The organism is Streptomyces sp. NPDC053541, from assembly GCF_044544705.1.
Taxonomy (GTDB): domain Bacteria; phylum Actinomycetota; class Actinomycetes; order Streptomycetales; family Streptomycetaceae; genus Streptomyces.
Map to the genome: position 1 here is coordinate 189,398 of NZ_JBITXM010000007.1, position 23,203 is coordinate 212,600.

Below are 23,203 nucleotides of genomic sequence, written 5' to 3' on the forward strand. Positions count from 1 at the left end.
AGTGACACCCCCCCCATGAACCACCCCACCCACGCCGCGCGCCGCGGACGCCACCGCCGTCGCCGGACCGCCACCGCCCTGCTGCTCGGCGTGCCCGCCACCGTCGTGCCGTACCTCCTGTTCGTGCAGGACGACTCGCAGGCCGCGACGGTCGACGCCGGCGCGTACTACAAGCTCGTCTCGGTGCACAGCGGCAAGGTGCTGGACGTCAACGCCTTCTCCACCGCCGACGGCACCCGCATCCAGCAGTGGACCGACCAGAACACCGCCAACCAGCAGTGGAGGCTCAAGCCCACCGGCGACGGCTTCTACGAGCTGGTGAACCGCAACAGCGGCAAGGTCCTCGGCATAGCGGGCGATTCGACCGCGCGGGCGGCCGCCGCCGAGCAGCAGACCGACAGCTCCGCCGCCTCCCAGGAATGGCGGATCGACGCGGTGAGCGGTTCCGACGCCGTCACCCTCACCTCCCGCAGGAGCGGCCAGGTCCTGGACGTCTCCGGAGGCTCCACGGCCGACGGTGCCGCGGTCATCCAGTACGGGGCCCACGGCAGCGCCAACCAGCAGTGGCGGCTGGTGCGGACCGGCGATGCCCCGGCCCCCGGGACCGGACCGTACGCGTGGAAGAACGCCCAGGTGGTGGGCGGCGGTTACGTCACCGGGCTGGTGTTCAACGCACGGGAGCGGGGGCTGCTGTACGCGCGGACCGACATGGGCGGCGCCTACCGCTGGGACGCCGCGGCCGAGCAGTGGATCCCGCTGACCGACTGGATCGGCGAGAAGGACTGGAACCTGCTCGGCATCGACGCGCTGGCCACCGACCCCGTCGACCCCGACCGGCTCTACCTCGCGGCCGGCACCTACACCAACGACTGGGCCGGCAACGGCGCGATCCTGCGCTCCACCGACCGCGGCCGCACCTTCCAGCGCACCGACCTGCCGTTCAAGCTGGGCGGCAACGAGGACGGCCGCGGGGCCGGCGAACGCCTGGCCGTCGACCCCTCGGACCACCGCACCCTGCTCCTCGGCACCCGCAAGAACGGCCTGTGGCGCAGCACCGACAGCGGTGCGACCTGGCGGCAGGTGTCCTCGTTCCCCGTCAAGGACGGGGCCGGCAGCGGCGCTGGCGTCTCCTTCGTGACGTACGGCCCCGCCGGCAGCAAGACGGTCTACGTCGGCGTCGCCGACAGGTCCACCTCCCTCTACCGCTCCACCGACGGCGGCAGCACCTGGCAGGCCGTCCCCGGACAGCCCACCGGCCAGTTCCCGCAGCACGGCGTCCTCTCCGGCGACGGCTCGCTCTACCTGACGTACACCAACGCCCTCGGACCCAACGGCGTGACCGCGGGCTCGGTCTGGAAGCACACGCCGAGCGGCGGCGGTACGTGGAAGAACGTCTCCCCGTCCAGCGGCTCCCACGGGTTCTCCGGCCTGGCCGTCGACCCGCGCCGGCCGTCCACCGTGATGGTCACCACCCTCGACCGCTGGTGGCCCGAGGACGAGATCTACCGCACCACCGACGGCGGCACGACCTGGAAGGCGCTGGCCGAGAAGTCCGTACGGGACGCCTCGGCCGCCCCGTACGTCGGCACCCACACCGGGCACTGGATGACCGCCCTGGCCATCGACCCCTTCGACTCCGGGCACGTGCTGTACGGCACGGGAAACGGCATCTGGCGCAGCAAGGACGCCGCCGCCACCGACACCGGCGGCACCAGCCACTGGACCGCCGGGGCGCGGGGCCTGGAGGAGACCGCGCTGATGGACGCGATCGCCCCGCTCGGCGGTGCCGCCGTGGTCACCGCCATGGGCGACCAGGGCGGCTTCCGGCACGACGACCTGAACAAGGTCCCGGCCGGGCGGCTGGGCAATCCGCTGATGACCAACAGCACGGACATCGACTTCGCCCAGTCCGCGCCCTCGATGATGGTCCGCGTCGGCCGTGGCGGCGCACAGGACGGTGCCTTCTCCACCGACGGCGGCCTCAGCTGGAACGGCTTCGCGGCCGAGCCGGTGGCCGGCGCCCAGGACGGGCGGGTCGCGCTTGCGGCCGACGGCTCCACCATCGTCTGGACCCAGGCCGGCCAGGCCCCGTACCGCTCGACCGACAAGGGGGCGAGCTGGTCGAGGGTCGGCGGCCTGGGCACCGACGCCGTCGTCGTCGCCGACCGCTCCTCCGCCAGGACCTTCTACTCCCTGTCCGGCGGCACGCTCCACGCCAGCACCGACGGCGGCGCGACCTTCACCGCCCGGGCGACCGGCCTGCCCGCCGGCCGGCTCACGGCCGTCCCGGGTGTCGCCGGCGACCTGTGGATCGCCGGGGGCGACCGCGGGCTGCTGCACTCCACCGACGGCGGCCGCACCTTCACCGCGCTCACCTCGGTGGGGTCCGCCTCCGCCCTCGGCTTCGGCAAGGCCGCACCCGGCGCCTCCTACCAGGCCCTGTACCTGATCGGCACCGTCAAGGACGTCACCGGCGTCTTCCGCTCCACGGACCGGGGCGCCACCTGGCTGCGCGTCAACGACGACGCCCACCAGTGGGGCGGCATCGGCGGCGTCGGCGTCATCACCGGTGACCCGGACACCTACGGGCGCGTCTACGTCGGCACCAACGGCCGCGGCCTCCAGTACGGCGACCCGTCCTGACCCACCGGCGGCTCCGCCTCCGGCCGAGGCGGAGCCGCCCGATCAGCCGTCACGGCTCGGGCGTCGCCCTCGACCTCCCCGCCGAGATCACGGCGTGCGGCGTGCGCCTCTCCGAGGTTTCGCCGGTTCCGCGAGGGCCGCGCCCGCCCGTCACAGCACCAGCGGCAGCTCCCGCACGCCCGTCATGCTCAGGCTCGGCAGGAAGCGGGGCGGGCGGTCGGGGTCGGTGCGGAGGTGGGGGTGGCGGTCGAGGAGGATGTTCAGGGCGACCTTGCCCTCCAGGCGGGCCAGGGGGGCGCCGATGCAGAAGTGGGCGCCGCGGCCGAAGGCCATGTGGGGGTTGGGGTCGCGGGTGGGGTCGAAGACGTCCGGGTCGGGGAAGTGCTTCGGGGAGCGGTTGGCGACGCCGAGGAAGGTCACCAGGATCGAGTCGGCCGGGATGTGCTCGCCGCCGAGTTCGACGGCGGTCGTGGTGGCGCGGGCCGTGCCGGCGAAGGGGCTGAGGTAGCGCAGTGACTCCTCGATCGCCGCGGGGACCAGGCCGCGGTCCGCGCGGACCCGGGCGAACCACTCCGGGTGGCTGTCGAGGCACAGGATCGAGTTGCCCAGCAGCATCGTGGTGGTGATGTGGCCGGCGATCAGCAGGATGTGGGAGAAGTTGACCACCTCGTTGTCGGTGAGGTGCTCGCCGTCCACCTCGGCCTGGACCAGCTTGGTGATGAGGTCGTCGCGGGGGTTCTTCCGGCGGTCCAGGACGTGCTCGCGCATGTAGTCGGAGAGCTTCGCGACCTGCCGCATCGCGTCCTGGAGCTGCTGCCGCTGCGCGTCGCTCGGGTCGGTGAAGGAGAACTCCTGGGTCGCTTCGAGCAGGGCGGTGCCCCACTGCCGGAACTTGTCGCGGTCCGCGCTCGGTACGCCGAGGAGTTCGGCGATGACGATGACCGGAAGCGGGTACGCGAGGTCCTCGACGAGCTCCATGCGGTCGCCGGCCGGCAGCGCGTCGAGCAGCTCGTGGGTGAGTTCCGCGATCCGCGGCTCCAGGTCGGCCACCACCTTCGGGTTGAAGGCGTGGCTGATCAGCCCGCGCAGCTTCTTGTGTTCGAGGGCGTCCATCTGGATGAGGTTGCCCTCGCGGAACTGGTCCGCGCCCTCCAGCATCTCCTGCGGGACGACGCGCTGGGTGTTCGAGGAGTACGTCGCCGGGTTCGCCAGGACGTGCTGGACCTCCTCGTACCCGTACACGCACCAGATGCCGGCCTGTGCGTCGAACACCACCGGGGCCTCCGGTGCCCGGCCGCGCAGCCAGAACTGCGCCGGGTGGGCGCCCCACGAGTCGACCATGTCGGCCATCGATGTCATGCTCCGCCGTCCTTTGCTCGATGAGGGGGTGTGGGGTTCTACGCGGCCGGCTTGCGCGCGACGACCCGCTCGACGACGCCCGCCTTGAGACGCTTCTGGTACTCGATGACGAAGCCCGCCTGCTGGACCAGGGGGAGCGGCCGCCGGGTCTGGTAGTCGCCGCACTGGCGCAGCATGGACTTCTCCAGGAGGCGCTGGCCGAAGAAGATCAGCTTGTGGTGGCTGCCCACGTGGTCGAGGAGCACCAGCTGTCCGCCGGGGCGCAGCAGGCGGTGCATGTCGGCGATCACCGCGCGGTGGTCGGGCACGCTGCACAGCCCGAGCGTGCAGACCACGGTGTCGAACGAGCCGTCCGGGAACGGCATGTGGTGGGCGTCGCCCGCGTGCAGCTCGACCTGCCGGCCCAGGGCGGCCGCCCGCTGCCGGGCCAGGTCGAGCATCGCCGGGCTGAGGTCGAGCCCGGTCAGCGTCACCCCGTCCGGATAGAACTCCAGGTTGCGGCCGGTGCCGATGGCGACCTCGAGCACGTCCCCCTTGGCCTGCCCGCAGGCCCAGGCCCGCCCGTCGTCGAGCAGCATGCGTTCGAGCCGGCCCATGTCGTCGTCGTAGCGGGGCGCGTACTCCTGCCACAGCTTGAGGAGCCGCTCGTTCTCCTTGGTCACGTCGGTCACGTGGTCTCCCTGTCGATCCGGGTGGTCAGTCCGAATGTGTCGAGCCGTGAGGTGTCGATCCCTGACGGGCCGGCCGGCCGTGAAGCGCGCCGGGCCCGTGATGTGTCGGGCCGTGATGTGTCGGGCCGTGATGTGTTGCGGTCCGTGGGCCGTGCTGCCGGACCGTCATGGCCTCACGAGGGACGGAATCCTGCCTCGCCATGCGCCGGTGTCCGGCGTCGCAGGCGTCGAAGGGGGGCGGCGAAAGGACAAGATTCACTTCGTGCCAGCTGACTGTGCCAGAAAGAACACCCCTTGGCTACGGGTGATTATGAGCCAGCCTTTATATCGCCCGCGGCTCGGTAAAGCCCCTGCAAAGCAATGAGATGCGCACGGGGTGCACGTGCGGACGCACCTGCGAACCACCGGTTTTGAGACCCGTTGGCCACCGGTCGGCGCGAGGACCGCGTGTCATCTTGTGCGAACGACGGCGTGCCGCTACCGCGAGGCGGATGGCGTTCGCACGCCACCTGACACCACGTCATGTTCCGCTGTGTGAAACGCCGCTCTGACCTGCGGAAACAGTGGGGTCTGGGCAGCGGGAATGATCTCATCCGCAAAACGCGTCTCCTTGATCCCCCTTGACTGCCCGCATCCCGTCAGGTGACGATCAATGCGTCGGCCGGCCCCTCGTGGCGCCGCCGTTGCGTCTGTGATTCTCCGCCTCTGCGATTTTCGCTTCGATTCTCGACGGGGAGGTTCAATGGATGTCATCGCACCCGAGATGCGGCGATTAACGTCGCTCGTCTCGCCCTACGGTCTCGTGTCCCGCACCACGTCCCTTCCCGTCGCCGACGGCGATCCGCAATTCGCGGTCCGCGTCTCCGGGATCGGCGATCCCGGAAAAGCCCTGGAAAGCCTGAGGGGCTGGACCAACGACGGCGACATCGGCAACATCGACGGCGCCGGCAGCGCCCTTGGCGCCGAGCGCGCCAAGCTGATCTCGATCGCCGAGGCGCTGGAGCGCTACTCGGTCTGCTCCTGGCACGACGAGGACATGGTCCTCGCCTCCGAGGCCGAACTCGTCTCCCGAGACGCGGAGTTCGTGTCGCCGGCGCGCTGGCCCCGGTGTTCCGACCGCGAGCTCGCCCGCGACGACTGCGGACTGCTCCCGTACGACCCCGCCGTCCCCATCCGATGGGTGCGGGCCTGGTCCCTCACCCGTCGGCACGCCGTCCTGGTGCCCGCCATCGCCGTGTACCTCCACATGGCCCCGCGGTCCCCGTCCGAACGCTTCACCCGGGGCATCACCACGGGCGCCGCCGTCCACTCCGACCTGCGCGGTGCCGTACTCGGCGGACTCCTGGAAGTCGTCGAACGGGACGCCCTCACCCTCGCCTGGCTGCAGCGCCTGCGGCTGCCGCGGCTCGCGGTCGACCCCGAGCTCCTCGATCCGCCGGCCCGCGCCGACCACGCCGCCGGCACCGCCCGGCACATGGAGGTCCGGCTCTTCGACGCGACGACCGACTTCGGCATCCCCGTCGTGTACGCCGTGCAGCTCTCGCCGCACGAGCGGCAGCTGGCCCAGATCGTCGCCGCGACCTGCGACGTCGATCCACGGCAGGCCGTCGGCAAGATCTACCGCGAGCTGGCCTCCGTACGGGTCGCGCTGCGCGGCAGCGTGGCCGCCCGCCCGGTGCGGCGGCCCGAGGACGGGACCGTCAGCGTGTCCGGCTCGGCCGCGTACAACGCCTCCGTCGAACGGCGGCACGTCTTCCGGCACCTGCTGGAGGGCGAGCGGGAGGTCCGGCGCCTCGACGAGCTCCCCGACCTGTCCGCCGAGGCCGACCCGCTGGCCACCGCCGTGGCCCGGCTGGCCGCGCGGGGCGCCGAGGCCCTCGTCGTCGACATCACCACGGACGAGGCGAGACAGGTCGGCATGCACGCCGTCAAGGTGCTGGTGCCGGAGGCGATGCCGCTGTCCTTCATCCACAGCGAGCGCTACCTCGGCACACCCCGGCTCTACGCCGCACCGGCGGCGATGGGCCACGAGAGTCATGGCGAAGAGGCGATCAATCCGGAACCGCAGCCGATCGCCTAGTCCAGCAAGTGATCTTCGGTAGTCGACAGCGACAGCGACAGCGACAGCGACAGGGACGGGAGACGGAGCACGTGGTGTCCGAACAGCCGGTGGACTGTCTGTACCTGGTGCGGGACGCCTTCGGCGAGCAGTACGCCGAGGCGTACCGGCCGGCGGCGTGGACCCGTGTGCACGGGAGCGCGCTGCCCGACGACCCCCGGATGGCGCGCGCCGCCGCCCTCGTCGCCGTCCACTCCGGACGGGACGAGGAACTGCGCGACGCGCTGGACCGGTTCGGCTTCGAGCACGGCGTCCCCACCGTGGGGATCGAGCTGCTCCCCACCCGGATCGTCTGCGGCCCGGCCGTGATCCCGGGCGCCACCGCCTGCTACTCCTGCCACCTGCGCCGCGGCGAGCAGCACCAGGACCCCGCCCGGCCCGACCGCGTCGCCGAGGCGACCCGGGGACTGCCCGAGGGCTTCGGCCCGATGCACCTCGCCATCGCGCACGGCCTGCTGGAACTCGCCCGGGCCGAGCTGCGCGACGGACCCGCCGGACTCGGCGGCACGGTACGGAAGTTCGACCTGGTGACGAGCGCGGTGTCGACCGCGTCGACCGTGGCCGTGGACCGCTGTCCGCGCTGCGGCACCCGATGGGCCGACGAGCGGAAGGGGGTCGCCGCGCTGGCCGGCCTCGTATGACCGGCTGATCCGCCGGGCCCGGTCCGACCAACCCGGCCCGGCGGATTCAGTCCGACAGGCGGCCCTGCCCGAGGGCCCCGACAAGACTTCGCTACGGGGGAGGAGTGCACGACCATGGGTGTGGAGCTCAAAGCCGAGGCCCTGGGACGGGCCGCCGGCCGGGACAAACAGATCGCCGTTCCGGTACGGCCGGTGCTGCGCAAGGGCGTACGGCTGCGCCGGTCCGGCGACGCCCTGCTGCTCGACGGCGCCGACAAGCGCCAGGCCTTCACCGGGAGGTTCGCCCGCGAGCACCTCGGCCGGCTGGTCGACGCCTGTGACGGCGGCACCACCCGGGCCGGCATCGCCGCGAAGGTGGGCCTCGACGAGGCCGTCGTCCTCAAGGCCCTCGCCCTGCTCTGGGCCTCGGGCGCCCTGGAGGAAGGCGCCCCGTCCGATGCGCCCCCGTCCGACGCACCCTCGTCCGACGCACCCTCGTCCGTGTCGCCCGAGCTCGCCTGCCTGCTGTCCCGGCTGGGCAACTCCACCGGCGTCAACCCCTCCTGGACCGACGCCGCGGCCCGGCTCGACCGCACCACCGTCCACCTGGCGGGGGACCGCGACCTCGTCACGGCCACGGCACGCTGCCTCGACGGCGTCTGCGAGGTCGTCGACGACCTCGACGACCTCCCGCTCGACACCGGCGCCCTGGTTGTCTTCTTCGAGACCCGGCGCTCCCGGCCGCACCTCGCCGACCTTCGGGACCGATGTTGGCTGGAACGCCGACCCCTGCTGCGCGTCCGGACCGACGCCACCTCGGTGACCCTGGGGCCGTACGTGGACCCCGCGTTCACCCCGTGCCTGGAATGCGGCACCGCGCCCGAGACGCACGAGGAGCCGGAGGGGTACGGGAAGCCCCAGGCGTACGAGGGGAACGAGGAGCCCGAGACGTACGAGGCCGCCGCCGACGGGCACGCGCTCGTCGCGGGACTCGTCGCCCACCACGTACTGGCCCTCTCCTCGCGCTCGATCCGCACCTACCTGCCGCTCGACTCCGGCATCGTCGACCTCACCACCCTCGCGACCCGCTACCGCCCCAGCGCCACCCGCCCCGGCTGCCCCACCTGCTCGTTCAGCAAGGGCACCACGGCGGCCGTTGCGCCGGACAGCGCGGTGTACGAGGCGTCGATCGCGCTCCCGGTGCGCACGTTCCTCGACACCAACGGGCACCTGGCCCACTTCCAGTCGAAGAACATGAACCTGCAGTGGCAGTTCCGCGACTGGCCGAGCTGCCCCCGGGTGCCCCTGCCGGCGGCGGACGTCACCCGCCTGGCCGGAGCACCCGCACCCGCGGAGGACGGGCCGGGAGGCGTCGGACCCGCCGACATCGCCCTCCTGCTGGCCGTCGCCTTCGGCATCCGCGAGCGCTCCGACGGCTGGGTGCAGCGGTGGACCGCGGCCGGCGGAAACATCGGCTCCGCGACCGCCTACCTGGTGAGCCGCGACCCCTCCGTCCTCCCCGTCGGCGGCTACGCCTACCGGGAGAAGGACCACGACCTCGCCCAGCTCACCGCCGAGGCCCTGCCCGGCGAGGCGCCGCTGCTCCTGGTCGTCGCCGCCAACCTCAAGAAGATGGGCTCCAAGTACGGCACGTTCGGACTCCGGCTGTCCTTCTGCGACGGCGGCGTGGCCCTGTCCTCCGCCCGGAAGGTCGCCGACCGGCTGAACCTCCCGTACCGGCTGGCCACGGACTGGGACGACCGGGCCCTGACGGCGTACCTCGGCCTCTCCGCCGCCGAGGAACCCATCACGGCCGTCATGGAGGTGGGCTGACCCGTGCGCACCGACTCCTCCCTGATGGAACCGCTGCTCGACGCCTTCACCGAGCGCACCCCGACCGGCGACGGGCGCGCCGCGGAACGCGCACCGATGCCGTTCGCGGACGCCGTGCCCGTCACCGACACCGGCACCGGCGCGGGCCCGGACGCCCGGCCCCCGCTCGACCTGCACGACACGCTCCAGGCGCGCCGCTCGACCCTCCGCTACGGCGACGCGCCCGTACGGACGGACCTGGTCCTGCGGCTCCTCGGCGAGGCGCTGGCGCGCGACACCGCCGACTGGGCGCTCGACGACGCCATGGGCCCGCTGGAGGCCTTCGTCTTCGCGCTGCGCAGCGAGGGCCGGCCGGCCGGCGTGTACCGCGTCACGGCCGGGGAGACCTCCTTCCTCGCCCCGGCATCGGCCATCGGTGACCCCGAACTGATGGGTGTGCAAAGGGAGTTCGCCGACGGAGCCGGAATCGTCACCGTCTGCGTGAACCTCGACGCCGCCGACTCCTGGGCCGGTGCGCACGGCTTCCGCCTCGCCGCGGTCCGCGCCTCCATGGCGCTCTACGACTTCCACCTGCGCTGCCAGTCCCACCGGCTCGCCGGCACCGTCTTCGGCGGCTTCATCGGCGCGTCCGTCCGCAACCTGATCCAGAGCGACGGCACGACCAGACATCCGCTGCTCTCGGCCACGTACGCCCACCCCCACCCCCACCCCCACCCGGCGGCCTGACCACCCGCCGCGTTCTCCCAACCCCCCGTCCTTCCGCCCCCCACTCGGTGTTCCGAGCCCCGTTCCGGGCTTTCCGATCGCCGTTCCGACCGCTGCCCTGCCGGCTGACCGGCCGACCTGCTGACCGCTGTGTCGCGTGGGGCGCGGTGTCACGAAAGTGAGTGATGTGATGTCCCCTGAGGGGTCCCCCGAGGGTTTCGCGCCCGCGTCGGCCACGGGCGTCGTGCTCGCCCGGCCCGACGTCTCGACGCTGCGGACGAAGCAGGGCGCGTGGATCGGAGTCGGCGGCGCCTCGTTCACCGTCAAGGGCGGGTCCGCCTTCCAGGTCGTCTCGACCCTGCTGACCCGCGCGGACGGCAGCCGCAGCGGCCGTGAGCTGGTGGACGAGTTCCCGGCCGGGGCGCGCCCGGCGGTGTCCCGCGTGCTCGACGCCCTCGTGGCGCGCCGGTGCGTGGCCGTCCTGGACGCCCCGCTGGCACGGCAGGTCGAGGCGAAGGGACCGGCGGCCGAGTGGCTGCTCCCGCACCTCGCCCAGCTGACCGACGCACCGGTCCGCGCCCTGGACCGGCTCCTCGCCACCACCCTGCGGCTGTACGGGCGCCCCGACTGGCTCGACCGGCTGCGCGGACTCCTCGAAGCCGCGCCCCTGGCCGGCCTGCACACCGAGTTCCACGCACTCACCGCGGCGGACCCGGAGCCGCAGCTGCCGGGGAACGGGAACGGGAACGGGGCCGGGCACGGGTGGGTGGTCCTCGACGCGGACGGCCTGCCGCACGAGCGTGTCGTGCGGCTGCAGGACACGCTCCTCGCGCGCGGTGTCCCGCACGGCGTCACCGGCGAGGTCGCCGGACGCCGCTGGATCCTCTGGTCCGACGACGCGGCGACCGGCTGCTGGGAGTGCCTGTGCCGGTACGGGCGTACGGCTCCGGACGCCGCCCCGGCCGACGAGGACGCCCTCGCGGCCACCCTGGTCCAGGCCCTCTACCTGCGCGCCGCCGGGCTCGGCGGCACCGCGGCAGCGGCGGTTTCCCTGGAACTCGCCCAGGGCCAAACGATAGTGACGGAGCATCAGGTGTGGGCGGCGGTGGGGGCCGGGTGCCGGTGCCATCGGGCCCGGGAGCGGCGGAACGTCACCGGCCGCCCGGCCCCCGGGGCCGCGGGCGACGACGCGGGCGAGGTGCTGGTCCGCAGGAACATCGTCAGCCCCGAGGACGACAGCCGTCTGGACGACGTCCACGAGCGGATCGTCGACACCCTGCGCGGCTGGACCGACGAGTTCGCCGGCCCCTTCCGTCACCTCGACGGCGGCGACCTGACCCAGGTGCCCTTCGGGCAGGCCAGGGCCACGGCGCTCGTCGGACTCGGCGAGGCGTGCCGGGTCCACGAGCTCGTGGCGGCCACGCTGTCGCCCCGGGAGGCGATCTACCAGGCCGCTCTCAACGCCGTCGAGCGCTTCGCGTCCTCCGCGTCCCCCGCGTCCCCCGCGTCCCCCACGTCCCCTGCGTCTCTCGCGTCCCCTGCGTCCCCCGCGTCTCCCGTGGCGACCGCGGTCGGCGCCGGCTGGGCGCTGGAGGAGGCGGTCTACCGCGCGCTGCTCAAGTCGTCGCTGGCCCGCCCCGCGGAGCTGTTCTCGTGGGTGCGGCTGACCGACGACGACCTCGGACACGGCGAGTGCGCCTCCTTCGCCCGCTACATCCAGCGGGCCGTCGACCGCCGACGCGACCGCGACCCCGACCGCGAGAACGACGGTGATCGCGACCGGGAGCCGGTGCGCTGGACCGGCACCCGGCTGCCGAACGGCGTCCACCGGGTCACCGGCCGCACCGCCGGCGGGCCGGTCGTACGGGGCGCCGGGGTCTGTTACGGCGAGGCGGTCGCCATGGCGCTGCTCGGGCTCGTCAACGACGACGGCGCCCTGGTCCCGCTCAACCCGCACTTCCGCACCTGGCCGGAGGTGTGGCGGCAGCTCGCCCGGCCGGAGTTCGCCGAGGTCACGGAGCGGACGGTGCCCTTCGCGCACGGCAAGGTCCGACTGGTGGAGGTCGTATGAGTGTCCACACGCAGGCAGCCGCCCCGGCGGCCCCGGCGGTCGCCCCGCCGACCGCCACCCCGGTTGTCCCGCCGGCCGTCCCGCCGGCCGCCGCCGACCTCCTCGGCGCGCTGGAGTCCCTGCCCGACGCACCGGGCACGCGACCGGCCGAGGTGCTCCTCGGCCCGCTGACCGCCCCCACCCGGATCGCGACCGGCCCCGCGCCGGACGCCGCCGGCGGCACCCGTTCCGGGCGCGGCCTCGCGGTGCTGTTCTGGTGCGGCGGTGTCCACGTCCTCGCGTACGAGCTCGACCACGACCGGGACGGCGGCTGCCCGCGCTGTCTGGCCTGGTTCCTCAGCCGGAACGTGGAGTTCGCCGAACTGCCCGGACCGGAGGCGTCCGGCGACGAGCCCGGGGCGGCCGCGCGCAGCCTGGCGCTCTGGCAGGGGCTCGGCCCGGCCCTGCGCGCGACCGTCACCGGGCTCGCGGTGCGGCTCCTCGGGGAGCCCGCCCCCGGCGGCTCGCTCGCGACGGTCGACCGGGCCGCCGGGACGGTGCGCCGGGGACTCGTCCCGCCGCGCACGGGCTGCCCGGGACGCGCGCCCGCGACCGCCACCACCACGCTCTCCTTCGGCTCCGCGCCCGAACTCCTGGAGAAGGCCGACGGGGCGCTCCGGGCCCGGCGCCCGCTGCCGCCGACCCTCACCTCCGACTACCTGGGCCCGCACGCCCTGTTCCGGGAGCCGCTCGTCGACCTGGACGGGCCGCTGCCGCAGGCGCAGGTGGGCCTTCCGCTGGGCAACGGGATGCTGGAGCCCGGGGTCGGACGCACCCGGAGCTTCGCCCGGAGCAGGACGACCGCCGTCCTCGAAGGGCTGGAACGCCACACCGGCTTCTGCCACCAGCCGGCCCGCGGCACGGTGCGGGCCTCCCTCGCGGAGCTGGGGGAGCGGGGCCTCGACCCCCGTACGCTGGGGCACCACTCGGCCGAGCAGTACGCCCGGGAGGGCTTCCTGTGGGACCCGGTGGACCCGGCCGAGGAGCTGGACTGGGTCCCCGTCACGCCGCTCGGCGACGGGCCCGCCCGCTACCTGCCCGAGGTCGCCCTGTCCTGGGTGCGGCGCGCCGGCGCCCGCAGGCCCTTCTTCTACGACACCTCCAACGGCTTCGCGCTCGGCCAGAGCCCCGAAGAAGCCACCCTGCACGGGCTGTTCGAGATCGTGGAACGGGACGCGTTCCTGCTCGCCTGGTACCGCAGGCTGCTGCTGCCCGAGCTGACGCTGGGGCCGGCCGACCGGGACATCACGGAGCTGATGGAACGCGTCGAGGTGGTGACCGGCTTCCGGGTCCGGCTCTACTGGGCCACGCTGGACATCGACGTCCCCGTCGTCCTCGCGCTCGCCCAGCGCGACGCGGACTCGGGCCCCTGCACGCTCGTGTCGACCGCGTGCGGTCTGCACCCGAGGGCGGTGGCCGAGTCGGCCATCATGGAGGTCTCCGCCCGCGTGGCCTCCCTGCGGCACGCGTTCGACGACGACCCGGCGCACCGGCAGCGGCTCGCCGAGGACGTCGACCTGCTCGTCGAGATGGACGACCACAGTCTGCTCGGCGCCCTGCCGACCTCCCGGGACTGGTACTCCTTCCTCACCACGCCCGACCGGCCCGAACTCCCGCTCGCCGCGGCGGTCGCGGCCGCCCCGCGCTTCGACACCCTCGACCAGGACCTCGCGTACGTACGGGACCGGATCGAGGCCGTCGGCACGCACGCCTACGCGGCCGACGTCACCACGCCCGAGCTGCGCTGGCGCGGACTGGTGTGCACCCGCAGCTTCGTGCCCGGCTGCGTGCCGATGACCTTCGGGCAGGCCACCCGCCGTCTGGAGGGACTGCCCCGGCTCGCCGGCGGGTCACTGCCCCACGCCTCCCAGCTGCCCGACGACATGACCCCGGCGGACGTTCCGCCCCACCCCTTCGCCTAGCCCCCGCCGGAAAACGGTAAGACGAGGAGTACGTTTCGTGCGATCGGATGAACCCGCCCGGCCCCGCGCCGGTTCCACCCCCGGATCCGGTGCCGCCCCCGGCACGGACTCCACCGCGAGAGTCAGCCCGTACGTCGTGTTCCGGCGCAGCCGGCTGCCCGTGGCCGGACTCGACGAGCTGCGGTTCGACGAGCCCTGGGCCCGGATCGAGGAGGGCCGGCGGCTCCGGGACGAGTGCGCGCGGCGCGCCGGCGAGGTGTCCGACCGCCTGGCCGGTCTCGTGCCGACGGCGGACGCGACCGTGCGCGCCGAGCTCGTCCGGCTGCGCCGTGACGTCTTCAACCAGCGCGCCGAGCCGGCGGCCCGGCGGCTCGCTGCCGTGGAACCGCACCTCGACGCGGACACCCTGGGCGCGCTGCGCGCCTGGTTCGACCTGGTGGAGCGGACCGGGCGGTGCGAGGACGAGGCGCGGGAGCTGTTCGACGCCCGGATGCGCTCGGCCCGCGCGAGCTTCGCCCGCATCCTCGACCACGACGCGATGGCGCGGAGCATCCAGCTCTCCGGCGACCAGCTCTACGAGAGCCTGCGCCGCTACACCTCGGGCGAGATGGGCCAGGTCAAGCCGAGCCGCGCCCGGGTCCTGGAGTCCTCGCTGGTCAACTTCGCCTACCGGGCCGCCCTGAAGCCGTCCCCCTTCGGCCGGTTCACGGAGGTCGGCGCCTTCCCGCCGGACCTCCCGGACCTGCCGGACCTGCCGGACCTCCGGGACCTGCCGGACCTCTCGGAATCGAAGGCCCCGCCCGGCACCGGCACCGACACCGGCGCCCCGGCGTCCGAGCCCCGTACGTACTCGACGGCGACCCTCAACCGCGTGCTGGTCAACTGGCTGGCCGCCGGCGTGCGCCGGGTCGAGGGCGGCATCGACCTCTTCAAGGTGCTGCTCAACTCCTCGCTGAGGGTGGACGAGAACCGGATCGAGTTCATCGGCCTCGTGCCGGACTCCTCCGAGTACGGCCTCGCCGAGTCGATCGTGCGGCTCAAGCGGGACCGGGTCGTCGACTGCCTCCTGGACGTGCTCGCGGGGGGCACGGCGACGGTGCCGGAGGTGCTCGGCGCGCTGACCCGGCTCACCGGCAGCGACGCGACCAGCAGGAAGGCCCTGCGGGCCATGATGCGGATCGAGCTGCTGTACGTCAGCCCCGGCTTCGACGAGCAGGGCCCGGACTACTCCGCGAAGGTCGCCGGCGCCCTGCGCGCCGGGACGACCCGGCCCGTACGGCTCCTGAGCGGGCACCTCGACACCCTGCGCGAGCTGGAGACCAGGCTCTCCGACGCACCCGCCGAGGAGCGCGGGCGGCTGCTGAGCGCCGCCGGGCAGGCCCTCACCGACGTGGCCGAGGTCTGCGAGATGGACCCGCCGCCCCCGGAGATCTCCCGGGCGCCGGTGTACGAGGACCTGTGGACGCCCGACCGGCCCGCCACCTGGAGCAAGGACGCCGTGGCCGCGAGCGTGCCCGCGCTGGAGAGCCTGTGGCGCCTGTCCTCGCTGCTCGACTACGGACACACCAAGCGGCTCGGCATGTACCACTTCGCGACGACCGCCTTCGGCGACCGCGAGACCGTGCCGTTCCTGCCCTTCTTCGACCGGCTCGTCTCGCTCTCGGAGGGCGAGCAGGACGCGGTGTTCTGGGGACACGAGTCGGCCGCCGCCAAGAACTTCGTCGCGCAGCGCGCCGAGGCCCTGCGGGACATCGGCGAACGGCTGGTGCCCGAGGACGGTGTGGTCCGGATGAGCCCGGAGGAGCTCACCGCTGCCTGCGCCGGAGTGGAGGACTGCGTCGACCCGAAGTCGATCACCTTCCGCGTCCAGTTCGCCGACGGCACCCAGCCGGGAACCCGTCCCGGCACCAGCCCCGGCCCCGGCGCCCGTACCCCCGCCGCGTCGCCGCAGATCGTCGTCAACGGCGTCCTGACCGGCTACGGCGTCTACTTCTCCCGCTTCAGCTCCTTCGTCCAGGGGTCCGCCGTCGAGGACTGGACCCTGCGGACCGCCGTCCGGGAGCACCTGCGCAAGGCGTTCCCGGGGCAGGTGGACCTCAACATGGTCGCCGGCCTCAACTTCAACCTGCACCCGCCGCTCACCGACCGGGTCCTGAACTACCCCGGCACCTGGCCCACCGCACCGGAGATGAAGGCCTACAGCCTCGACCGACTCGCGATCCGGATCGACCACGCCTCGCGCGGTCTGATGCTCTGGGACCCCGAGCTCGACGAGCGGGTGCACCTGGCCCCGATGAACTTCATGCTCCCGATCGTGGTGCCGGTCCTCTACAACCTGCTGGAGGTGCTGAGCCCGACGATCCGCTACAACTACGCGCCGATGGACGACATCGGCCGGGCCATGGGCCACCAGGGCTATCCCGGTTCGGCACCGCGGCTCGTGGTCGGCGACGTCGTCGCCAGCCGGCGGACCTGGACGGTGCCGGCGCGCGAGATACCGGAGCTGTCCGAGCTCAGCAAGGACGACTACCCGGCGCTGCTCCGCTTCGACCGATGGCGTCGCGAACGGGGCCTGCCGCAGCACGCGTTCGTGCTGACCCAGCGCCTGGACGAGTACAACCTGCTGTCCGGCCTGGTCGAGGAGATCCCGCGGGACTGGTCCGACTTCCGGCACCTGACCCGGGCCAGCGTCCACAAGCCGATGTACGTCGACTTCCGCAATCCGTACCTGGTCCGCAGCTTCGCCAAGTCGGCGCTGACCAGGGACGACGTCCACGTGTCCATCCGGGAGTGCGTGCCCGCCCCCGACGAGTACGGCGGCCCCGGGCCGGCCGCGGCAGAGGAGTTCTTCCTTGAGCTCTACCGAGACTGAACGCCGGACGCGGGAGTGGGCGCCGCTGCACGTCTTCCTGCCGATGTCGCTGCAGCCCCGCTTCCTGCGGGACGTGATCCGTCCCCTCATGGACGAGGCCGGGTTGCGCAACGGCTTCTGGTACCTGCGCTACTGGCAGGGCGGCCCGCACATCAGGCTGCGGCTCCACGAGGCCCCGCCCGGGACGGTGGAAGCGGTGCGGGACGCGCTCGCCGCGGCGGTGCCGGCCCTCGACCCCGCCCAGGCCGTCGAGTACGAGCAACAGGCCTCCCACCAGCCGGGCCTGGCCGAACTCGAAGGCGCCAGACCCGTGGAGGTGAGGGCGGCGGGCACCGTCGAGCGGGCCGAGTACGCGCCCGAGTACGCGAAGTACGGCGGCACCACCGGACTGCGCGTCGCCGAGGAGCTCTTCCGCTCGACCTCGACCGCGGTGCTCGACCTCCTCGGCGGCATGACGGACCGGCAGCTCGCCGCCTCGCCGGCCGGCCCGGCCATCCGCGTCATGGCCATGTCCCTCAGAGGCTCCGGAATGGACCCGGCACAGAGCCGGGAGTTCCTCGGGCATTACGAGAAGGACTGGCGCAGATGGGTCCCTCCCGGATATGACGAACAATGGGAAGGGCTCTACGAGAAAACCCGCGGCAGAGTGCAGAATATGTGTCGCGCGGTCTGGCTCGAAGGCGCCACCGACGTTTTCCACGACACCTATGCCAGGGCTCTGAATTCCGCCCGGGCGGCCCAGGACGACAGGACTTCTGCGCCCGAGAGGGCCGGCCTGACCAGCGGCGACGTCACCGAAATCGCCCTGGAGGGAACCCCGTACGTCCACTGCCTGGCCAACTACATCCACACGACCAACAATCGCCTCGGCATTCTGCCGTCCGCCGAGGCGTTCCTCGCCCATGTCATCCGCCGCGCCCTCGGGGAAATCGAAGAGGCGTGAAATTTTTCCGCGACAGGGCTTCCCAAGCCGCCGACCGGTTCTGGTACGGTGAAATTGCGATCACGGAGGGGGGTGATTCCAAGTGGATTCCACGCAGGAGCTCGACCTCAACGCGCTGGAGATCTCGGACCTGATCGAGGACTCGAACTACAGCGACGAGACGCTCTCGCAGGCGATGGCGGCCTCGACCACCACCACCGGCTGCACGACCAGCTCGTGTTCCTCCTCGTCGTCCTGACCAGACGACGAAGACCTTTTCCGGATCCCTAAAGGGAGGTGAATTCGAATGGATTCCACGCAGGAGCTCGACCTCAACGCGCTGGAGATCTCGGACCTCATCGAGGACTCGAACTACAGCGACGAGACGCTCTCGCAGGCCATGGCGGCGTCGACCACGACCACCGGCTGCACGACCAGCTCGTGTTCGTCCTCGTCGTCCTGACCGGCGGCTAGACGGGTCGCCGCCGCCGGGCGCCGTTCACCGAACGCGCGCCCGCCGGCGGCGGCCACGCGAGGGGGCTCCGGCCCCCTCGGCAAGGTGCAACGTTTCTGTGGAGGTTGGTTCGTGTGCACGTCTTCGTGACGGTCCCCCTCGACCCCCTCGACGCCCTCGGCCCCCTCGACCAGGGGGGTGCGACGGTGACGGGGCGCATCCGCGGTTTCCTCGCCGACCTGTTCGGCCCGCGGCGGCCGGCCTGGCCCGGTGACTACTACGCCGTGCGCACCTGGGACCGGGCCGACGGGCGCGACTGCCTCCAGCTCAGCCTCCAGTCCGACACCGCCGGCGCCGACGAGGCGCGCGACCGGGTCCGGGACGCGGCCGGGGCCCACGGCCTGCGGCCGGAGGTGGCCGAGCTGCCCTTCGAGGAGATCCCCTCACCGCTGTGGAACTCCGGCATCGGCGGCGAGGGCGTCGACGCCGTCGCCAAGCGCCTCTATCGCGCCGTGTCCCCGCTGCTCGTCACGACCGTCTCGGCCCTCGGCGACGACCCGGCCGACAAGACCCGGGCGTACGTGCCGGCGCTCGACCTGATGGTCGCGAACGCGGCGGCCACCGTGGCCGAATCCGAGCAACGGCGGCTCTCCTCCCGCGGCTTCGGCGAACTGCTCGCCCTGCGCATGCTCAGCTACCGCTCCCACTACGAGGGCGCCAAGCACGCGCTGGCCAAGGACCCCGAGGCCTTCGAGCGCCGCTGCGCCGCGTTCTACGAACGGCTCGGCCCCCGGGTCCGGGACCTCATCCGCGCCTGCGCGGACGCGCCCGACGCCACGCCCGGCGGCGAGCCGGCCGCCCCCTGGGCGCGGGTCGTACGGCAGCATTTCGGAGCCGTACGGGAAGAATGCCGCGCCGGGCGCATCACGCATTCCGGGCGCACCCTCGACGACTTCCACGAGAACCCGGACGACCATCTGCCGCCCAGCGCCTTCCACGCGAAGAAGCTGTCCCCGGAGATGTCGGAACTCCTGCACCGCAGCTCGGATTTCCTGGCGTACCGGGTGCAGGCGAGCCTGCTCTACAGCTGTCTCCACACCATGGGATTCGGTCTGGCCGAACGGTTCCTGTTCTGCTACGTCCTCGCCCGCGCCAACGAGGAGGTCTCGGGAATGACCACCGAGGAGCTGGCGCACGGACTGGATTCCGTCGCCCGGGAAATCGCGCGGCGGCGTCCGGTCGCCCCAGTCATCGTTCAGCAGACCTAGGAATCAGCGGGGGAGAATCATGCGCATCACGCTCGTCAACGTGCCGTGGAGTCCGATCGGCTTTCCGTCGGTGGCGCTCGGCCTGCTCAAGAGCCTCACTCTGAAGGAATTCCCGGACGCCGAGGTCGACGTCGTGTACGGAAACCTCGACTTCGTCGACTGGATCACCTCACGGCGCCCCGACTTCACGTACGAGGACTACCGCTACTACGACCTGGAAAGCTGCTACATCGGCACCGGGGACTGGGTGTTCTCCTCGGCCCTTTACCACGACCCCAAGTGGAAGGTCCCGGAGTTCCTGGAACAGTTCGGCCCGCAGTCGGAGACCGTGCACGGCCAGGAACTGGCGCACGGAAACACCGAGGAGAGCCGGATCCGCACCACGCTCTGGCTGCACGAGCACGTCGAGGAGTTCACCGACGAGCTGGCCCGCCGGATCGTCGCCGGCAAGCCCGAGATCGTCGGCTTCACCACCACCTTCCAGACCCTCACCGCCTCCATGGCGGTGGCCCGGCGGGTGAAGGAGCTCGCGCCCGGGACGGTGACCGTGTTCGGCGGCGCCAACTGCGAGGGCTCGATGGGCGAGGCGCTGCACCGCAACTTCGACTTCGTCGACTACGTGGTGCGCGGCGAGGGCGAGCTGGCCTGGCCGGGGCTGCTGCGCTCGCTCGTCGCGGACGAGCCGGCCTTCGAGACGGTGCCCGGACTGTGCTGGCGGGACCCGAGCGGCACCTCGGTGCACAACCCCGTGAGCACCAAGCCGCTGCCGCCGGCCGCGATGGTGCTGCCGCACTACGACGAGTACGTCGAGCAGTTCGGGAAGTCGCACGCCCGGTTCTGGCTGGAGCCCCGGCTGGTCCTGGAGAGCTCGCGCGGCTGTTGGTGGGGCGAGAAGCACCACTGCACCTTCTGCGGGCTGAACGGCGCCAGCATGATGTTCCGCAGCAAGCGCCCGGAGCAGTTCTTCGACGACCTGGTCTCGCTCACCCGGCGCCACCGGATCCTCGACGTGATGATCGTGGACAACATCCTCGACATGTCCTACCTGGACTCGCTCCTCCCGCGGCTCGCCGAGGCGGACCTCGACCTGCGCCTGATGTACGAGATGAAGGCGAACATGCGGTACGAGCAGCTGGAGGTCATCGCCAAGGGCGGCGTGGTCTGCGTCCAGCCCGGCATCGAGAGCCTGAACAGCAAGGTCCTCAAGCTGATGGACAAGGGCGTCTCCGGCTGCCTGAACGTGCGCGTGCTGCGGGACGCCGAGTCGCTCGGCCTGACGGTGGCGTGGGCGTACCTCTACGGCTTCCCCGGGGAGACCGACGAGGACTACGAGAAGATCATCGAGCAGTTCCCCAAGCTGCACCACCTGGAGCCGGCGGGCGGCGACGACCGGCTCGCGGTCCAGCGCTTCGCCCCGTACTTCGAGAACCCCTCGCTCGGCTTCGAGGAGCGGTGGGCGGCCCCGCAGTACGGGCTCACCTACGACCTTCCCGAGAAGGAACTCTTCGACATCGCCTACATCTTCAAGGCGACGCACCAGGGCATCGGCAACGACATGGCGTGGAAGCTGCGGGCCGGCATGGACGCCTGGCGCGACGCGCACTGGCACAGCCAGCTGTCGTGGTTCGAGACCGACGAGGGCATCACGCTCACCAACACCCGGCCGGGCTTCGACTGGGAGGTCGTCCAGCTCACCTCGGAGCTGGAGATCGCGCTCTTCCGGATGCTCGACCAGCCGAGGACGCTCGCCTACCTGGAGCGCGAGTGCGCGAAGCGGTTCGGGCAGGCGGACGTCGCCGCCGTGGTGGACCGCTGGCTGAACGAACTGGGCCTGCTCTTCACGGACGACGGGCGGATGATCCACGTCGTCACCAGGGACCGCAACCAGCGGTTGATGCAGATCCGGGTGGGCCAGGGACTCGCGGCCCTGCCGGTGGGCCGGCCGGTCGGCGAGCCGGTGCGGCCCGCGGAGTCCGAGAAGTCCGCCGATTCCGTAGCGGTGTGAGGGAGGGATTCGTCATGCAGACCATGAACGAGGCCGCGACGCTTCCCGGCAGCGGGTTCCAGGTCCGGTTCGCGATGTGGCGGCACGGCAGCCCGGCCGTGCGCGCGCTGCCCGGGATGCACCTGGGGGACCGGGTGCTCGGCGCGGACATCGCGGACGAGGCACGCCGGATCTACGAGTCCGGGGTCCGGTTCGTGTCGATCGAGCCGGTCGTCGACCTCGGAGGACGCCCGGGCACGGAACACATGATCCCGGTGCTCTCCTTCGTCCGTGACCTCACCAGCTACGGCGTGGAGGTGGACTGGCGGGCGGAGATGACGGCGCCGGAGGGCCCGGAGTGGTGGGTGTTCAGCCACCTCTTCCCGCCGTCGTTCATCGAGGGCCCGCGCGGTGCAGAGGCGCTGCGGATCTGGCGGGCGCGCTATCACGTGGGCCGCTGCTTCTTCCGCCGCGGACCGGGCTTCCTCCAGATCCGGGACCGGCGCAAGGGCGGACTGCGCCGGCTCACCGTCGCCGACGAGGCCTACGTCTCGGCGGTCGAGGCGCTGGCCGCCGACCGCGGCGAGGACGCCGTGCCGGCCCCGGCGATGGCGGTGTTCGAGAAGCACCACCTGGCCGTCCGCATCGGCGACGGCGTCTGGTGGGCGCCGTACCGGCTGCGGCGCTGGGCCGCGCCGTCCTGGGAGGTGTGAGCGTGTACGTCAGCATCGTCCTGTGGAACCTGAAGAACTCGAAGGCCACGGTCGAGAGCCTGCGGGAGTACCTGCGCGACTACGCGGTGGACGCCTTCTCCACGCTCCGGGGCATGAAACTGAAGACCTGGTTCGCGGACGCCGAGAAGGGCTACTGGGGTGCGGTGTACCTCTGGGACGGCGTGAACATGCAGGACCCGCTGTCGGTCAGCAAGGCGATCGAGCTCATCGGCTATCCGCCGACGACCACGAGCGTCTTCGCGGTCGAGGCGATCGCCGAGGGCATCAGCGTCATCGACTCCTTCGCGGGCATCGGCCGCGCCTTCGAGGAGCAGCAGCCGGACCCGGAGCCGTCCGCGCCGGACCCGGAGGCCGTCGCCTAGGCCCTGTCCGGCGGAAGCACACCCCGAAAGGGCCCCACCACTCGTGGGGCCCTTTTCGCGTGCCCTGCCGGGGAACGGCCTCGCCGCCGGGCCGGGTCACCCCGTGGCCGAGCTGACGCTCCGCGCCGAGGGCTTGCGCTCTTGAGCCTGACGGCCTCCGGCGCCGCCGCCGGCGACGTGTCCCTCTCCCTGCCCGGCCCGCACGGCACCGTCCGCGTCCGGATCACCGGCGCCGCCACGACAACGCGCCGCTCCCGGGGCGTGCCCGCCGGGCTCACCGTCGCCGGCGGGGCCTCCCGGCTCGCCTTCAATGCCGGCCGTACCGATGTCGGCCGTACCGACGCCCGCCGTACCGGGCGCTCCGCCTGCTTGCCCGCTCCTCGCGGCCCTGCGCCCGAACGCGCCGCCACCCCGGCCGCCCGATCTCGCCTCCTTGTCGATCCTGCGGATCTAGGCCGTACCGCTCCGAACCGACGTCACCGCCGGCGGGTCCGCCTTCGCCACGGCCGCCGGGACTCCGCCGAGGACCACTACGACATCGAAGTCCCGCGCGGCTTCCGTGACCTGACCGTCGATCAATTTCGAGGCCGCCCGGAACACCGGCCCCGCGATCCGGCCCCGCGAT

Annotated in this window: 17 protein-coding genes; 15 read left to right on the top strand and 2 right to left on the bottom strand. The window is 72.4% G+C overall.

The genetic code is table 11. From position 1 onward, the window contains the following. Positions 1–15 precede the first annotated feature (15 nt). On the top strand, positions 16–2,643 hold the full coding sequence (locus tag ACIGW2_RS19510; protein ID WP_399844649.1) for an RICIN domain-containing protein: 2,628 nt from the start codon (positions 16–18) through the stop codon (positions 2,641–2,643). A 150-nt stretch (positions 2,644–2,793) separates the two neighbouring features. On the opposite strand, the gene ACIGW2_RS19515 is transcribed toward ACIGW2_RS19510, so the two are convergent. Next, positions 2,794–4,002 (bottom strand): cytochrome P450, encoded by a 1,209-nt coding sequence (locus ACIGW2_RS19515; RefSeq protein ID WP_391653532.1) that lies wholly within the window; start codon positions 4,000–4,002, stop codon positions 2,794–2,796. 38 nt (positions 4,003–4,040) lie between these two features. Continuing rightward, positions 4,041–4,673, bottom strand: a complete 633-nt coding sequence (locus tag ACIGW2_RS19520) for a class I SAM-dependent methyltransferase (protein ID WP_391653531.1) — start codon at positions 4,671–4,673, stop codon at positions 4,041–4,043. Positions 4,674–5,415: 742 nt separating this feature from the next. Between ACIGW2_RS19520 and ACIGW2_RS19525 the strand changes: the two genes are divergently transcribed. The 14 genes from ACIGW2_RS19525 to ACIGW2_RS19590 all read left to right on the top strand — a co-directional run bounded on the left by ACIGW2_RS19525 (position 5,416) and on the right by ACIGW2_RS19590 (position 22,578). Then, positions 5,416–6,753: a YcaO-like family protein gene (locus ACIGW2_RS19525; RefSeq protein ID WP_399844652.1), complete on the top strand. Its 1,338-nt coding sequence runs from the start codon at positions 5,416–5,418 to the stop codon at positions 6,751–6,753. 74 nt (positions 6,754–6,827) lie between these two features. Further along, positions 6,828–7,433 carry a cyclodehydratase gene (locus tag ACIGW2_RS19530; protein WP_391653529.1) on the top strand — a complete coding sequence of 202 codons (606 nt, stop codon included), beginning with the start codon at positions 6,828–6,830 and terminating at the stop codon, positions 7,431–7,433. A gap of 114 nt (positions 7,434–7,547) precedes the next feature. Continuing rightward, entirely contained in the window at positions 7,548–9,245 is a 1,698-nt protein-coding gene (locus tag ACIGW2_RS19535; RefSeq protein ID WP_391653528.1) for a TOMM precursor leader peptide-binding protein, read from the top strand. A 3-nt stretch (positions 9,246–9,248) separates the two neighbouring features. Next, complete coding sequence (locus ACIGW2_RS19540) at positions 9,249–9,971, top strand: tpaF (RefSeq protein WP_399844655.1); 723 nt, start codon at positions 9,249–9,251, stop codon at positions 9,969–9,971. Positions 9,972–10,140: 169 nt separating this feature from the next. Next, the gene (locus ACIGW2_RS19545) at positions 10,141–12,021 is read left to right on the top strand and encodes a hypothetical protein (protein WP_399844657.1); all 1,881 of its coding nucleotides are present in this window, start codon (positions 10,141–10,143) and stop codon (positions 12,019–12,021) included. Next, positions 12,018–13,982: a YcaO-like family protein gene (locus tag ACIGW2_RS19550; RefSeq protein ID WP_399844658.1), complete on the top strand. Its 1,965-nt coding sequence runs from the start codon at positions 12,018–12,020 to the stop codon at positions 13,980–13,982. Before ACIGW2_RS19545 ends, ACIGW2_RS19550 begins: the two co-directional genes overlap by 4 nt. Before the next feature lie 37 nt (positions 13,983–14,019). Beyond that, positions 14,020–16,854, top strand: coding sequence for a lantibiotic dehydratase (locus ACIGW2_RS19555; RefSeq protein ID WP_399844660.1), 2,835 nt, complete (start codon positions 14,020–14,022; stop codon positions 16,852–16,854). Continuing rightward, complete coding sequence (locus tag ACIGW2_RS19560; RefSeq protein WP_399844663.1) at positions 16,835–17,797, top strand: lantibiotic dehydratase C-terminal domain-containing protein; 963 nt, start codon at positions 16,835–16,837, stop codon at positions 17,795–17,797. The genes ACIGW2_RS19555 and ACIGW2_RS19560 overlap by 20 nt, the downstream gene beginning before the upstream one ends. An 82-nt stretch (positions 17,798–17,879) precedes the next feature. Next, positions 17,880–18,035 (top strand): thiocillin/thiostrepton family thiazolyl peptide, encoded by a 156-nt coding sequence (locus ACIGW2_RS19565; protein WP_073444393.1) that lies wholly within the window; start codon positions 17,880–17,882, stop codon positions 18,033–18,035. Positions 18,036–18,083: 48 nt separating this feature from the next. Next, a complete protein-coding gene (locus ACIGW2_RS19570) occupies positions 18,084–18,239 on the top strand; it encodes a thiocillin/thiostrepton family thiazolyl peptide (RefSeq protein ID WP_073444393.1) in 156 nt (51 codons plus the stop codon). Between the two features lie 125 nt (positions 18,240–18,364). Beyond that, the gene (locus ACIGW2_RS19575) at positions 18,365–19,498 is read left to right on the top strand and encodes a hypothetical protein (protein WP_399844665.1); all 1,134 of its coding nucleotides are present in this window, start codon (positions 18,365–18,367) and stop codon (positions 19,496–19,498) included. A 19-nt stretch (positions 19,499–19,517) separates the two neighbouring features. Further along, positions 19,518–21,503 (top strand): RiPP maturation radical SAM C-methyltransferase, encoded by a 1,986-nt coding sequence (locus ACIGW2_RS19580; RefSeq protein ID WP_391653520.1) that lies wholly within the window; start codon positions 19,518–19,520, stop codon positions 21,501–21,503. 14 nt (positions 21,504–21,517) lie between these two features. Next, entirely contained in the window at positions 21,518–22,195 is a 678-nt protein-coding gene (locus tag ACIGW2_RS19585; RefSeq protein ID WP_361580781.1) for a DUF5825 family protein, read from the top strand. 2 nt (positions 22,196–22,197) lie between these two features. Next, entirely contained in the window at positions 22,198–22,578 is a 381-nt protein-coding gene (locus ACIGW2_RS19590) for a hypothetical protein (protein WP_392173524.1), read from the top strand. Positions 22,579–23,203 lie beyond the last annotated feature (625 nt).